Origin of the sequence: Pseudomonas khavaziana (assembly GCF_036704165.1) — a bacterium.
GTDB lineage: Bacteria > Pseudomonadota > Gammaproteobacteria > Pseudomonadales > Pseudomonadaceae > Aquipseudomonas > Aquipseudomonas khavaziana.
On record NZ_CP129946.1, the window covers coordinates 4,570,732 to 4,585,875 of the forward strand.

Sequence of the window (15,144 nt, forward strand, 5' to 3'; positions counted from 1 at the left end):
CGCATTGGGCATAGCGGCCTCGTACACTCGGTCAATTCGTCGTTTTCAAGGTTGACCGCCTCGTGTTCTCCCGTCTGTTTGCCCTGCCCTGCTATCTGCTGATCGCCCTGCTCACCCTGCTGCCGCTCACGTCCGCCCAAGCCGTAGGCTTGCCCGGCATGCTGGGCGGCTCCAGCAAGACCCAACCCCAGGCCGAAGTGCCGCTGGGCCAGTCGCTGGACGAGGTGATCAAGACCCTGGAGAACGACCAGCAGCGCACCCAATTGCTGAGCGACCTGAAGAAGCTGCGCGCCGCCACGCAAAAGGCCCAGCCCGCCGCCGAACAAGGCGTGCTCGGATTGATCGGCAGTACGCTGTCAGGCTTTGAACAGCAGTTTTCCGGCGCCGACAGCCCGCTGGGGCGCTGGTCGAATGAAGTCGATCTGGCCAAGGATGAACTGGGTGCGCTGATGCTGCCGGCCAACGAGTGGCTGCCGATCATCTTCGGCTTTGCCGTGATCCTGGCGGTGTGGAGTCTGCTGGCTGCCGCGTTGATCTGGCTCAGCCACCGGGTACGCGAGCGCTTCGGCCTGCCCGAGGAGTTGCCGCAACACCCGCGCACCTGGGACATGCTGCGCTTTGCCCTGCGCAAGCTCGGGCCCTGGCTGATCGCCCTGGTGATCACGGTTTACCTCAGCTACGCCCTGCCGTCATCCCTGGGTAAATCCCTGGCGATGGTGCTGGCCTATGCCTTGGTGATCGGCACCTGTTTCTCGGCGATCTGCGTGATTGCCTTCTCCGTGCTCGACGGCCCACACCGCCACCGCGCCCTGTATATCCTGCGCCACCAGGCGTTCCGCCCGTTGTGGTGGATCGGCAGTTTTGCCGCCTTCGGTGAAGCCCTGAGCGACCCGCGCCTGGTCGAGGCGCTCGGCCAACACCTGGCCCACACTGCCGCGACTGTGGCCAATGTGATGGCGGCGCTGTCCACCGGCGTATTTATCCTGCGTTTCCGCCGGCCGATCGCGCACCTGATCCGCAACCAGCCACTGTCGCGCCGCCTGACCCGTCGCGCGCTCACCGACACCCTGTCGATCATCGGCACCTTCTGGTACATCCCGGCCTTGCTGTTGGTGGGGATATCACTGTTCGCCACCTTCCTGTCCGCCGGCGACACCAGCACCGCCCTGCGCCAGTCACTGCTGTGCACGGTGCTGCTGGTGTTGTGCATGGTGATCAACGGCCTGGTGCGCCGCCACGCCCTCAAGCCGCAACGCGGGCACAAGCGCCATGCGCTGTACTCCGAGCGCCTCAAAGGCTTTGTCTACACCCTGGTGCATCTGGTGGTGTGGCTGGTGTTTATCGAGTTGGGGCTGCGGGTGTGGGGCCTGTCGATGATTCGCTTTACCGAAGGTGACGGCCATGAAATAGCCGTGAAGCTGTTCGGCCTCGCTGGCACCTTGCTGTTTGCCTGGCTGATCTGGATCCTCAGCGACACCGCGATCCACCACGCCCTGACCCGCTCACGCAAAGGCCTGGCCAACGCGCGTGCGCAAACCATGATGCCGCTGATCCGCAACGTGCTGTTCGTGACCATCTTTATCATCGCCGCCATCGTGGCGCTGGCGAACATGGGCATGAACGTCACGCCACTGCTGGCCGGTGCGGGCGTGATCGGTATCGCCATCGGCTTCGGTGCGCAGTCGCTGGTAGCCGACTTGATCACCGGCCTGTTCATCATCATCGAAGACTCCCTGGCCATCGACGACTACGTGGATGTCGGCGGCCACCTCGGCACGGTGGAAGGCCTGACCATCCGCACCGTGCGCCTGCGCGATATCGACGGCATCGTGCACACCATCCCGTTCAGCGAAATCAAGAGCATCAAGAACTACTCCCGGGAGTTCGGCTACGCGATCTTCCGGGTGGCGATCCCCTACAACATGGAAATCGACGACGCGATCAAGCTGATGCGCGATGTCGGGCATGCCATGCGCAACGACCCGCTGCAACGCCGTAATATCTGGTCGCCGCTGGAGATCCAGGGGGTGGAAAGCTTCGAGTCCGGCAGCGCGATCCTGCGCGCACGCTTCAAGACCGCACCGATCAAGCAGTGGGAAGTGTCGCGGGCGTTCAACCTGTCGCTCAAGCGCCACCTGGATGAAGCCGGGCTCGACCTGGCGACACCGCGCTTGAGTGTGCAGGTGGTCACCGCCGGCACGGTGCAGGAGAAAGAACCAGAACAATAAAGAAGGAGAGGTTTGTATGCGTTTGAACGGTTTGACACATCAGTGGGTGTTCGGCTTGCTCTGCGGGGTTGCCAGCAGCGCAGTGATTGCCGCCAGCAGTGGTCAGGATAGCGCCCGGGAAGAAATTGCCGCCCAGGCGAAGATCCTTGAACCGAGCCTGCTGGAAACCCGCCGCGATATCCACGCCCATCCAGAGCTGGGCAACGCCGAAACCCGCACCGCCGAGCTGGTCGCCAAACAGCTGCGCGAACTGGGCCTTGAGGTCAAGACAGGCGTGGCGCGCACCGGCGTCGTCGCCGTATTGAAAGGCGCCCTGCCCGGCCCGACCGTGGCCCTGCGCGCCGACATGGATGCGCTGCCGGTCAAGGAAGTCGCCGACCTGCCCTTCGCCTCCAAGGCCAAGGGCACCTACCTGGGCAAGGAAGTCGACGTGATGCACGCCTGTGGCCATGACGCCCACACCGCGATCCTGCTGAGCACTGCGAAAATTCTTACCGGCATGCGCGAGCGTTTGCCCGGTACCGTGGTGTTCTATTTCCAACCGGCCGAAGAAGGCCCGAGCGACTTCAGCCCCGACGGCAAGAACATCTGGGGCGCGAAGATGATGGTGCAGGAGGGCGTGATGAAAGCGCCGAAGCCGGATGCGGTGTTCGGCCTGCATGTGTGGGCCGGCGTACCGGCCGGGCAGATCGCCTACCGCCCAGGCCCGACCCTGGCCAGCTCCGACGACCTGCGCATCAAGATCCTTGGCAAACAGACCCACGCGGGGCAGCCCTGGAACGGCATCGACCCGATCACCGTCGGCGCGCAAACCATTGTCGGTTTGCAGACCGTGGTCAGCCGCCGCACGAATATTTCGTCATCGCCCTCGGTGGTGAGCATCGGCACCATCAACGGTGGCACCCGCTACAACATCATCCCCGAGTCGCTGGAGATGACCGGCACCATCCGCTCCTATGACTACGGCATTCGCCAGAAGCTGCATGCCGATGTGCGCCAGACCGTAGAGAAAATTGCCGAAAGCGGCGGCGCCAAGGCCGAGGTAACGATCATCGAGAAGTACGACCCCACCATCAACAACCCGGCACTGACCGAGAAAATGCTGCCGAGCCTGCGTTGGGCAGCCCAGGATGATGTGGTGCAAGGCCCGTTGGTAGGAGGCGCCGAAGACTTCTCGTTTTATGCCAAGGAGGCGCCGGGATTGTTCATATTCCTGGGGGTGACCCCGAGGGACCAGGACATGAGCAAGGCGGCGCCGAATCACAACCCGGGATTCTTTGTGGATGAGTCGGCGTTGGTGGTGGGCGTGAGGACGCTGGCGTCGCTGGCGACGGATTACCTGTACACCCACGCCCCCCTGTAGGAGCAAGCTTGCTCGCGAAGTACTTCAGAACGCCGCGTTTACTCAGGGTGACCGCGGCGTTCTTGCGTTCTTCGCGAGCAAGCTCGCTCCTACAGGGTATTGCGGTGAATCAGTTGGCCGGCGCGGCGCTGTCCATCTTCTGGCGCAGGCTCAACGGGCGCATATCGGTCCACACTTCCTCGATATAGGCCAGGCACTCTTTCTTCATGCCGCTTTTGCCTACGGTGCGCCAGCCTTCGGGCACTGCCTTGTAGTCGGGCCAGATCGAATACTGTTCTTCGTGGTTGACCACTACCTGAAACAGGATGTCATCGCGGTCAAATACTGAGGTCATTGCTGTTCTCCGTCGCTCAAAGGCTGGCTGCGCACCACGCGCAGCACTGATATCTGTAGAAACGTATCAAGGGCCTGGAAAATTAGACGCTGGCAACCGCCGCCGCCAAGGCGCGCCCGAAGATCTCGGCCACCTGGTCGATTTCGCCAGCGGTAATCACCAACGGTGGCAGGAAACGCACCACGCCGCCATGGCGCCCGCCCAGTTCGAGGATCAGGCCGCGCTTGAGGCATTCGCGCTGCACCAGCGGCGCCAACTGGCGATGCACCGGTGGGTGGCCCTGGGTATCCGGCGTGCCCGTCGGGTCTACCAACTCCACCCCCAGCATCAACCCGCGGCCACGGATATCCCCCAAGTGCGGGAAGTCGCGCTGCAGGATGCGCAGGTGTTCCTCCAGACGTTCACCCATGGCCGCCGCATGGCTCGCCAGGTCGTGTTCCCTGAGATAACGCATGACCGCCGAGCCCGCCGCCATCGCCATCTGGTTGCCCCGGAACGTTCCGGCATGGGCGCCCGGCAGCCAAGTGTCGAGCCAGTCGCGATACACCACCACGGCCAACGGCAGGCTGCCGCCAATGGCCTTGGACATGACCACCACGTCCGGGATGATGCCGGCGTGTTCGAAGGCAAACATCTTGCCGGTGCGCCCAAAGCCACTCTGGATTTCATCGACGATCAGCGCCACACCGGCCTGCTCGGTGATACGCCGCAGGCCGCGCAACCAATCGAGGTCTGCGGGAATCACACCGCCCTCGCCCTGCACCACCTCAACAATCACCGCCGCCGGCAGCAACACGCCCGCCTCCGGATCGTTGAGCAGGTTTTCCAGGTAATGCAGGTTGACCTGCACACCTTGCGCGCCGCCCAAGCCGAACGGGCAACGGTAGTCATACGGGAATGGCAGGAATTGCACGCCATTGCCGAGCAACGCCCCCAGGGGCTTTTTCGGCCCCAGGCTGCCCATCAGGCTCAAGGCGCCCTGGCTCATGCCGTGATAGCCACCCTGAAACGACAGTACAGTGCTGCGCCCAGTGGCGGTGCGCACCAGCTTCAATGCAGCTTCCACCGCATCGGTGCCAGTGGGGCCGCAGAACTGGATCTTCGCTTCCCGCGCCAATTCAGAGGGCAGCAAGCCAAACAGGTCCTGCACGAACTGATCCTTGACCGGCGTGGTCAGGTCAAGGGTGTGCAGTGGCAGTTCGTCGCTCAGCACTTGCCGGATGGCCTGGATCACCACCGGGTGGTTATGCCCCAGCGCCAGCGTTCCGGCACCGGCCAGACAGTCGATGAAGCGACGCCCCTCGACGTCCTCCACATAAAGACCTTTGGCGCGCTTGAGCGCCAGGGGGATACGCCGCGGGTAGCTGCGGGCGTTGGACTCCTGCTGGCGCTGACGGGCCAGCAGCGGGTTTTCGTCGAACTGATAGAGCGTTTCCGCAGGCGCCGCGGCGTCTTCGGTACGGCTGGTAGCGACTGACATCTCTGGATCCCTCAATACGCGGGTGATGGTGACCAAACTGCCGATCCGTTGGCGTCTGGCCCAAGGGCATGCGCACGGATTTCCTGTTCTGGAGACGCATCAGCGAGATGAGGATTTAGGGAGCGGGCTGGTTAACTGATGAATGAAGATCCAAATGTGGGAGGGGGCTTGCTCCCGATAGCGGTCGGTCAGTAAAAAATATGCTAACTGACACACTGCTATCGGGACCAAGCCCCCTCCCACATTTGAACAGTGTTCGAATCAAATTCCGCGGTATTTTTCGTTCAGCGCATACAGGATCGCGCAGGTCTGTGCATCCAGGACGCCGCGATAATCCTGGGCCCGAAAGTGCATCTGGAACGCCCGGGTTCGCAGCTCGAATGCCCGGCGATTGCGCGCCGGTTTATACCCATAGCGCTGGAAAGCCCGCTCCACTTCTACCTCGGGTGGCAGCCTGACATTGAACCGGCGCTGATACATCGCGCGCGTGGCCTCATCGAACCAGGCCCCCAGCCCCGCTTCATGCAAGCGACACCAGGGGAACCGCGGTCCCGGATCACTCTTGCGCCAATAGGCCACATCCGCGTGACCGAGGATGTCAGTCGGGGCAATCTGCGGATACCGTCCGAGAATGTCGCGGATCAGGGCAATGAGCATATCGACCTGAACCTTGGGGTACGCCGGAAAACTGAACACGCCCTTGTCGTCCCGCGCCAGGTTGACGATCTCAATGCCAATCGACCCGCTGTTGAGGTTGTCACGCCCGTCCCAGTGACTCACTCCCGCATGCCAGGCACGCTCGTTCTCGTCCACCAGGCGGAATACGCGCAACTCTTCATAACCGGCAGCTCGGTAACTGGGCTCATCGGGATCGGGTAACAGGTAATGAGCGCTCACGCCATCCTGGGTCAGAGTGCGCAGGGCCGAGGCAAAGGTCCCGGTGGTGTAATGCAGGATGACCTGCCGTACGCTTTCGCCGTCGCGGTCATTGAAATCCCTGGCTGGAAAACTGGTATCGACAACCAACATAAAAAGAGCCGTCCTTTTCATTTCGGACCGAATCATTCGGCCCGTTCAAACGCAAAAAATTACCGCCATCCTGAAGGGTTGAATGTCAGGCGGGCGGTAATTATTTGGCACGTGAAAAAGCGGCTCAGCGACGCAACGGCATGCCCAGGTCAACCCGCAGGCCATCGGGCTGGCTGTCGAATGCCAACGAGCAGGAGCAGCGCTGCACAATCGCCTGGACGATAGCCAGGCCCAGGCCACAGCCTTCGCTGGTGCCGTTGCGCCAGAAGCGTTGGGTGAGGCATTGCAGGTCTTCGCTGGAGATCTGCTTGCCATGGTCACGCACACGGAACACCACCTGGTCAACGCTGCTGGATAGGCTCAGCTCCACCCGGGTATCGGCCGGGGTGTGGCGCAAGGCGTTATCCAACAGGTTGCGCAAGGCCGCGACCGCCAGGCCCACCGGCATGTCCACCGGGCTTGCGGCAAGGTCGTGGGCCAGGACCAGGTCGATCCGACGATTGTCGCCAGCGTTGGCATCCTGGATCGCCAACCTGGCGACTTCCTCGGCACTGGACTGCAAGCCGTCGTCAAATGACAGGCTGCCTTCCACCCGCGCCAGCAGCAATAACTGCTCCAGGGTGCGATGCAAGCGGTCGGCGCCTTCCTCGGCGTGGGCCAGGGACTGGTCGCGGGCCGCGCCCTCGGTCATGCGCGCCACTTGCAGGTGGGTCTTGATCGCCGTCAGCGGGCTGCGCAGCTCATGGGCGGCGTCACCGGTGAGGCGGCGCTCGCGTTCAATGGTCTTGGCGATGCGTTGCAGCAGTTGGTTCTGGGTGTCGAGCAACGGCTTGAGTTCGCTGGGCAATGGATGGATCTGCAGCGGTTCGAGGGAATCGGCACTGCGGCGCATCAAGGCGTCACGCATGCGGTTGAGCGGCACCAGGCTTTGACCGATACCCAGCCACAACAGGCACAGGCAACCCAGCAAGGCCACGCCGACGGGCACCGAGGCGGCGAGCAGGATCGACAGGTTCAGCGCCTCGCGCTCCACCTGGCGGTCGGCGGTGGTGATCAGCAAGTCACCCCGCGACAAGGTGAAACTGCGCCAGCCCACGCCATCGATCATCTGGTCGCGAAAACCGCTTCTGCGCGACTCCAACCCTTCCTCCGGCGTGGTGTGGCTGCGCGCCAGGATCTCGCCGCGCAGGGAGCTGACCTGGCACGCCATGCCCCCCGGCACATTCAGCTGTTCAGTGCGCAAATGGGTAGCGGCGCTGACACTGGCCAGCCCCGGCATCTGCTCGGTCAGCCCTGCCACCATGCGCGCCGAAGCCACCAGGCGCTGGTCGAGGGAAAACATCATCTGGTTGCGCAAATCGTTGAGCATCCAGGCGGCCGCCAGCACCCAGATCAGCACAAAAGCGGCGCCCAGCTTGAACGTCAGGCGCAGGCGCAGGCTCTTCACTTGCTGTTCTCTCCAGCATCCGCCGGGCCCAGGCGATAACCGAGGCCGCGCACGGTCTCGACGATGCCATTGCCCAATTTGCGCCGCAGGTGATGGATATGCACATTCAGCGCATTGCTTTCCAGTTCGTCGCTGAATCCGTAGATGCTGTCCTTGAGCTGCTCGCTGGACAGTACGCGGCCCTTGTTGTGCAGCAGCGCCTGCAACAGCGCCTGTTCGCGACGGGACAGGTCCACCGGCTGGCCATCCAGGAAGGTCTCGCGGCTGCTGGGGTCGTAGGCCAGCCGCCCGTGCTCGATCAGATTGACGCTACGCCCCGCCACCCGGCGCAACAGGGTTTGCAGGCGGGCGGCGAGTTCGCGCAGGTCGAAGGGCTTGAGCAGGTAGTCATCGGCGCCGGCTTGCAGGCCATCGACGCGGTTAGTGACTGAATCCCGCGCGGTGAGGATCAGCACCGGAATCTCCAGGCCCTGGCTGCGCTGTTGTTGCAACAGCTTGAGGCCGTCTTCGTCCGGCAGGCCGAGGTCGAGCACCATGATGTCGAAGGCCGCCGCCTTGAGCATCGCCCGCGCAGCGGCCGCCGTGGCCACGCGTTCCACGGTAAAGCCCTGGGCGGTGAGGCCGGCCACGATGCCGCTGGCGATCAGTTCGTCGTCTTCGCAGACCAGTACGTGCATGCTGAGCCCTTCATAAAAGATGCGGGTGATTAGAAAAGGCACGGATTAAGCGCGCATTATGCCGTCAAAGTTCACAACATCAGATTATCCCTACACTCTAGAATAGCGTCCGGTTAATCATCGGTTAATCAGCGCCACACATTGTGTGCCTCACTTGCATCGAACTAAGGCTTGACCATGCGGCATCTGTTTATCTTTCTGCTGGTGTTGTTCGCGGGATTCGCCCAGGCAGCGCCGGGCAACCCCTTCGAAACCAAACCTGATTTTCTCCCGGTGGGCAAGGCCTTCACCTTTACCTCCGAACGTCTTGAAAGTGGCGAAACCCAGCTGTATTGGCAGATTGCCGACGGTTACTACCTGTACCAGCAGCGCATGAAGTTCGAGGGTTTGGCCGAGCAACCGGTGCTGCCCCAGGGTGAAGCCCATAGCGATGAGTTCTTCGGCGAGCAGCAGGTGTATCGCCAAGGCCTGGAAGTGAAGATTCCCGCCGGCGCCACCGGCCAGGTCAAGTTGGGCTGGCAGGGCTGTGCCGATGCCGGCCTGTGTTATCCGCCGCAGTCGATTACCGTGGACCTGGGTGGCAACCCGGCTGTAGCCGCCACCGCGCAGGCCCAGGACCAGAGCCTGGCCAGCGGCCTGCAACAGCGCAGCCTGGGCTGGAGCCTGCTGGTGTTCTTCGGCCTGGGCCTGCTGCTGGCGTTTGCGCCCTGCTCGCTGCCGATGTTGCCGATTCTTGCCGGCCTGGTGGTTGGCAGTGGCGCCAGCCCACGGCGCGGCTTTGCCTTGGCCGGCAGCTACGTGGTGTGCATGGCGCTGGTGTATGCGGCCCTGGGGGTGATGGCCGCGTTGCTCGGCGCCAACCTCGCCGCGCTGCTGCAAACCCCGTGGATTCTCGGTAGTTTTGCCGCGCTGTTCGTGATCCTCGCCTTGCCGATGTTCGGCTTCTTCGAACTGCAACTGCCCGCCTTCCTGCGTGACCGCCTCGACAACGTCAGCCGCCAGCAAAGCGGTGGCAGCCTGGTGGGTGCCGGCATTCTCGGCGCATTGTCCGGCCTGCTGGTGGGCCCCTGCATGACTGCGCCCCTGGCCGGCGCCCTGCTGTATATCGCCCAGAGCGGCAATGCGCTGCACGGTGGGCTGATCCTGTTCGCCATGGGTATCGGTATCGGCATTCCGCTGTTGTTGCTGGTCACCGTGGGCAATCGCTTCCTGCCCAAGCCGGGCACCTGGATGAACGTGCTCAAGGGCATCTTCGGCTTCCTGTTCCTGGGCACGGCCGTGCTGATGATTCGCCCGGTGGTCGGCGACAGCCTGTGGATCGGCCTGTGGGGTGCCTTGGCCCTGGTAATGGCTTATTGCGGCTGGACGCTGGCCCGTGAGTCCGGCCTGGCAGCCAAGGTGTGTGGCGCAGGCTCCCTGGTACTGGGCCTATGGGGCGCGGTACTGGTGGTGGGCGCGGCCGGTGGCAGCGATGAGCTGTGGCAACCGTTAAAGGTCTACAGCGGCTCACGGGTCGCCAGTGCCCCGAGCGCCCACGATGCGTTCACCACCATCAACGACCCGGCCGCGCTGCAAAGCCAGCTCGAGAGTGCCAAGGCCCAGGGCCAATGGGTATTGCTGGACTACTACGCCGACTGGTGCGTGTCGTGCAAGATCATGGAGAAACAGGTATTCGGCAAACCTGAGGTGATGGCCGCGCTCAAGGACGTGCGCCTGCTGCGTCTGGACGTCACCGCCGACAACGCCGCCAGCCGCGAGCTTCTGGGCCGTTACAAGGTGCCGGGGCCACCGAGCTTCGTGTGGATCGGCCCGGACGGTGAAGAACGCCGTGCCCAGCGCATCACCGGCGAAGTCGATGCCGCTGCCTTCCTGCAACGCTGGACCCAGACCCGAGACGCCCTCTGATGCTGACCTTCACCATCGGCACCTTCGCCATCGCCCTGAATCACCTGCTGCTGATCAGCGCGTTGATGCTCGCCACCCTGGTGGGCTGGCGGGTGGCCAAGCGTGGTGGTGAGAACCCGGAGTCGGTGCTGTTCAGCCTGTTCCTGCTGGGCCTGCTCGCCGCCCGTGTCAGCTTTGTGCTGATGTACTGGAGTTATTACAGCGACGATTGGGTGGAAATGGTCGACCTGCGTGACGGTGGCTTTCTGGCCTGGCCCGGGATCATCACGCTGATCCTCGGCTCGCTGGTCTACGGCTGGCGTCGCCCGGCCCTGCGCAAGCCCCTCAGCGCCGGGGTGGTCACTGGCCTGCTGTTCTGGGGCATGACCAGCCTGTCCCTCAGCGTCTACGAAAAAGGTACGCGCCTGCCGGATATCACACTGCGCAATGCCAATGGCGAGGTGGTGCAATTGGCGGATTACCAGGGCGGCCCGTTGGTGATCAACCTGTGGGCCACCTGGTGCCCGCCGTGCCGGCGCGAAATGCCGGTGCTGGAAAACGCCCAGCGCATGCGTCCCGACGTGACCTTCCTGTTCGTCAACCAGGCCGAAAGCATGCAAAGCGTCAGCACCTACCTGGCCACCCAGGGCCTGAACCTCGACAACGTGCTGTTCGACGCCAGCGGCCGCCTCGGCCAGGCCGTGGGCTCCATGGCCCTGCCCACCACGCTGTTCTACCAGGCCGATGGGCGCCTGATCAACAGCCACCTGGGCGAACTCTCCGATGCCAGCCTGGCCCGCGCCATGGAACCCTTCGACAACACCCAGACAAGGAAACCGACATGCCTCGCCTCCGCCACTTGCTGACCCTGCTGCCTTTGACCTTCTTGTCACTCAGCGCAACCGCCACCCTGGCCCAGGCCGAAGACTGGCCGGCGCCGATCAAGCAGATCGAAGCCAAGGGCGCCAAGATCCTCGGCAAATTCGACGCCCCCAGCGGCCTCACCGGCTACGCTGCCCAGTACCAGAACCGTGGCATGGCCCTATACTTGACCTCCGACGGCAAGAACGTCATCGCCGGCAACCTCTACGACGCCCAAGGCAATGACCTGAGCAGCGCGCCCCTGGAAAAACTGGTGTACGCGCCGATGGCCAAGGAAGTCTGGGCCAAGATGGAAAAAAGCAGCTGGATCCAGGACGGCGATAAAAACGCGCCACGTATCGTCTACCTGTTCAGCGACCCCAACTGCCCCTACTGCAACATGTTCTGGGAGCAGGCCCGCCCGTGGGTCAAGGCCGGCAAGGTACAGCTGCGCCATATCATGGTCGGCATCATCCGCGAAGACAGCCCAGGCAAATCCGCCGCCCTGCTCGCCGCCAAGGACCCGCAAAAAGCCTTGCAGGAACACGAAGCCGCCGGCAAGGGCAGCCAGCTCAAGGCCTTGGAGAAGATCCCGGCCGAGGTCGAGGCCAAACTCGATGCCAATATGAAATTGATGGATGAGCTGGAGCTGTCAGCGACGCCGGCGATTTTCTATCTGGATGATAAAGGGGGGTTGCAGCAGCAGCAAGGGGCGCCGTCGCCGGAGAAGTTAGTTAAGATATTGGGCTCCAAATGAACGCTAAAAAGCGTCTATCCCAGATAGGCGCCTTTTTCAGCAACAACGAGCTTAGCGGTTGCTAACCATGCACTCGGATATCCGTAAACGCATAGTCATTGCCGTATCCCGCCCCCTCATGATTCAAAATCTCCAACCGCATTGACTCTGCGCTGGCGACGAACGAGCCCTTGAGTGGGGTCCACGCCGTACTGGAGAGCGTAATGACGTTTGTAACAGCTCCCGCATTCGTCCGCAGTGATAATTTGGGGAGTGCCGGTGTGGCATTGAGCGAGCACGCTATCATGCTGAACTCGTATCTACGATTAACCTCAAGTCCAGTAAAGTCTTTATATAGAAGCACTCCCAAAACAGCTGGACGACTTGTCCAATTGACTAAGCAAGATTTTCCCGCATGTGACCCGTAGACCAGTTCACCATTGGCTGCACTACCGAGCCTCCAGCTGTTCCAATTGCCACCTATAAACGGAGTAAAGTCATTCAATACAGCTTTGACGGTCAGCACCCGCAATGGGCACACCACGTTTTCCTTCAAGTTGCCCTGCGTGGACACGCTGAAAGCAAGGGTCAAGGTGCTGTTGTTTTTTAGTCTGTCCAGCGAGGCATGTTGGATAGGACCCGCCACCCCTTTAGTCGCCTCTTCATCGGTGACGGTTCTGTTCGCATAGACATCGAACGTGTAAGAAAAACCATTCTTATCTGTCCCCGTCGCCCGCAGCCAGCACTTCTGCCCTTTTCGTAAGAACCACATTGGATCTTCGAAGGAGTTGGCATTGCCGGTAATTGCCCGCATGTCCAAAATGCCGTGATCAACCCCAGGTGGTGTCGCTTCCAACACGTTTGGCGTTTCCAGACGCGTGGGCAGATTGATCTTCAAACTCAACGGCGCTGAAGTCTGTGCTTCCCTACATTTGGTGATCACGGTGTAAGTTATTTCCACCGTTTCACCCATGCTCTCTATCGCAGCATCAGCAGGCAGGGAAAATTTGACAACGCCCTCACGGCTGCCGGGTTGAGGTTTCACTTCCCAGCAGAGGCCGTTAGGTTTCTTCCAACAGAGACTGATCTGATGCTTGTCACTCATACGCAGATAGCTGGCGCTTACCTCTACGCCTTCTTGAGCATTCCAAGGCTCCAACTCGCCCTCCTGAGCCTTGTCGACTTTGGGCGCGGGCAGCACCAGGTCTTCCTGGATGATATGGAAGGTCGCCGGCGGAGCCTCGATAGCTTCCGATCGGTCAGAGACCTCGCAATAGCTCACGGCAAAAAGCAGTTTGAAATCACTGCAATCGGCCAGTTGTTGCAACTTATCTCTATGGATAAACGCTTCAACACCCTTATTCTTCCAGTCCTCGGTAACTAACTCCCTCGTCAAAATATCGAGTTGGTATTCTTTGTCACTGCCGTCCTCAAGTTCGCCGATGATCCACATCCAGCAATACGCAGAGCACCTGGCATAGTCCCCTATATGCACAAAAGCCGTTGCGTCGCCTGAGAAAATATTGAGGTTAACCTTACCGTGAGTGGCCTCTGCAATCTCCGACGGTGAAAGCACAGGCTTCAGCACATCGACTACCCGCTCCGGCGACTCTGGCTCTAGAAACATCAGGTTGGGGAATCGAACCGTGTAGCTCAGCGTCATCGCTTTATTAAAGAAACAAGCAACCACACAGCGTGGCAACTTGACGGAGGCCGGGTCTCCATCGTTTTTAATCTCTACGCAGCCAAGTAACTTCGATCCGTAGCCGGGCCCGCTCACGTAGAAGCAGATCTCATCATCGGCATAAGTTTCCAGTTCCGGCGCGTCTACATCGCCCCCGTTTTTGGTGAGTTCCGGGTTGAGGCACCACTTATCGTCGAAAAACGCAGATTGCCGCAAATGGGGCGGCAGCAAATTCTCCAGGCCTTGGTCCCCAATGAAAGCAGCGGTACGACGATGTTGGATTTGAAGAGCATTCCTGGGAAGACGGGTCTCCTCATCAGGATTTTCTACGTCAGCCGGAGGTTGGGGATCCTCGCCACTGGTGATCCAGGCAGCCTGGCAAGTGATCGATTCCCAGCGTGGTTTTTGCCGTGCCAGCCAACCACGAGGAATCGGAAATTCAAGCTTTTCGCCTGATGCTATATCTGCGAGCGTTAATGCGTACCCGTAAGCCACGATATAGAAAACGGGTTTTCCACTGAATTGCTCAATAACGACACTGCAATAAATTTCATCTCCAACCTGGGCGAGTGGAGGAATAGGTATTTCAACTATCTCATCGCCTTTGTGATCGTGCATGTCATAGGTTGGCGTATTTTGGAATATCTTTTCATCCCTTAATCGAGGCGCTATCGCTTTACTTTGTTCTGCAGAGTAAAAAGTCACCCCCACTTCCTTGGTCAGTGAAACAGCTGGTTTACCGCTCACTGTGCCCTCGTACCATACGATCAGCGTGTACCCCATGGACATGGTCAGGTATTTCTGCGGAATCAGGATTTTCCTGGCACCCGGCTGCCCGCTTGAGTCAACAACATCATTCAATCGGATCTCTGGCTTCTCCTTTATGCTGAACTTTACGGTGATGTCCAGCCTGTCCATGCGCGAGTCGACAGTCAGGTATGAGTCCTGCTCCATCGCTTCTGCCGTAATCGTCCCGTACAGCTCACTGGAGATGATTGGCGCGTCGACTTCCAGCGCCTGCGGCTGTGGCGTAATTGATTCAAGAGTTTGAAGCGTTGACGCATTGTCGGTATTTGAGGGGGCTTCAGGCGTGGATGTTTGCTTGGCCATTTTCAGAACTCCGTGTTCAAGAGAGGTAGGTATCCTCGACCAGCCCAGTCCGGCCAAGGCACTCCCTTAAGTAAGTCCTATCTTTTCGTCCCCGCCTACTGTCAGAATTGACAGTAGGCGCTGAAAAAACGGCGCTGCCCTACCAACGGACAGCGCCCTTTGCGCCTTAGAGCCCCTCCAACTCCGCCATCAAATCACTCAACCGATCCACCTTCTGCGCACTGATCTCATTCCATCAGGTAGCCATTGCTGGTTGTGCGGATCTCTGGCGCCATTCCACCTTCGGCTTAACCCCTCTTACCCTTCAGAAA

11 protein-coding genes are annotated in these 15,144 nt (G+C 60.9%); 5 read left to right on the forward strand and 6 right to left on the reverse strand.

Annotation, left to right across the window (positions count from 1 at the left end; all coding sequences use genetic code 11):
- Window positions 1–62 precede the first annotated feature (62 nt).
- Together QYQ93_RS20310 and QYQ93_RS20315 are read left to right on the forward strand one after the other, a co-directional pair.
- Window positions 63–2,228, forward strand: a complete 2,166-nt coding sequence (locus tag QYQ93_RS20310; RefSeq protein WP_338475357.1) for a mechanosensitive ion channel family protein — start codon at window positions 63–65, stop codon at window positions 2,226–2,228.
- Between the two features lie 16 nt (window positions 2,229–2,244).
- Entirely contained in the window at window positions 2,245–3,591 is a 1,347-nt protein-coding gene (locus QYQ93_RS20315; RefSeq protein WP_043049818.1) for an amidohydrolase, read from the forward strand.
- Window positions 3,592–3,700: 109 nt separating this feature from the next.
- Here the strand turns inward: QYQ93_RS20315 and QYQ93_RS20320 are convergent, their stop codons facing one another.
- The 5 genes from QYQ93_RS20320 to QYQ93_RS20340 form a co-directional block, all read right to left on the reverse strand.
- Window positions 3,701–3,925 (reverse strand): MbtH family protein, encoded by a 225-nt coding sequence (locus QYQ93_RS20320; protein WP_043049819.1) that lies wholly within the window; start codon window positions 3,923–3,925, stop codon window positions 3,701–3,703.
- Between the two features lie 82 nt (window positions 3,926–4,007).
- Window positions 4,008–5,405 (reverse strand): aspartate aminotransferase family protein, encoded by a 1,398-nt coding sequence (locus QYQ93_RS20325; RefSeq protein ID WP_338475358.1) that lies wholly within the window; start codon window positions 5,403–5,405, stop codon window positions 4,008–4,010.
- A 261-nt stretch (window positions 5,406–5,666) separates the two neighbouring features.
- Window positions 5,667–6,434: an N-acetylmuramoyl-L-alanine amidase gene (locus QYQ93_RS20330; RefSeq protein ID WP_338475359.1), complete on the reverse strand. Its 768-nt coding sequence runs from the start codon at window positions 6,432–6,434 to the stop codon at window positions 5,667–5,669.
- A gap of 124 nt (window positions 6,435–6,558) precedes the next feature.
- Window positions 6,559–7,881, reverse strand: coding sequence for a sensor histidine kinase (locus tag QYQ93_RS20335; RefSeq protein ID WP_338475360.1), 1,323 nt, complete (start codon window positions 7,879–7,881; stop codon window positions 6,559–6,561).
- Window positions 7,878–8,558, reverse strand: a complete 681-nt coding sequence (locus QYQ93_RS20340) for a response regulator (protein ID WP_043049823.1) — start codon at window positions 8,556–8,558, stop codon at window positions 7,878–7,880. The genes QYQ93_RS20335 and QYQ93_RS20340 overlap by 4 nt, the downstream gene beginning before the upstream one ends.
- A gap of 177 nt (window positions 8,559–8,735) precedes the next feature.
- Between QYQ93_RS20340 and dsbD the strand changes: the two genes are divergently transcribed.
- Genes dsbD through dsbG form a run of 3 tightly spaced genes read left to right on the forward strand, consistent with a single transcriptional unit; the run spans window position 8,736 to window position 12,060 of the window.
- The gene (gene dsbD / locus QYQ93_RS20345) at window positions 8,736–10,463 is read left to right on the forward strand and encodes a protein-disulfide reductase DsbD (protein WP_043049824.1); all 1,728 of its coding nucleotides are present in this window, start codon (window positions 8,736–8,738) and stop codon (window positions 10,461–10,463) included.
- On the forward strand, window positions 10,463–11,308 hold the full coding sequence (locus QYQ93_RS20350; RefSeq protein ID WP_043049825.1) for a TlpA disulfide reductase family protein: 846 nt from the start codon (window positions 10,463–10,465) through the stop codon (window positions 11,306–11,308). Before dsbD ends, QYQ93_RS20350 begins: the two co-directional genes overlap by 1 nt.
- On the forward strand, window positions 11,284–12,060 hold the full coding sequence (gene dsbG, locus QYQ93_RS20355) for a thiol:disulfide interchange protein DsbG (protein WP_338475361.1): 777 nt from the start codon (window positions 11,284–11,286) through the stop codon (window positions 12,058–12,060). Before QYQ93_RS20350 ends, dsbG begins: the two co-directional genes overlap by 25 nt.
- A 61-nt stretch (window positions 12,061–12,121) precedes the next feature.
- Here the strand turns inward: dsbG and QYQ93_RS20360 are convergent, their stop codons facing one another.
- Window positions 12,122–14,833, reverse strand: coding sequence for a hypothetical protein (locus QYQ93_RS20360; protein WP_338475362.1), 2,712 nt, complete (start codon window positions 14,831–14,833; stop codon window positions 12,122–12,124).
- Between the last annotated feature and the right edge of the window lie 311 nt (window positions 14,834–15,144).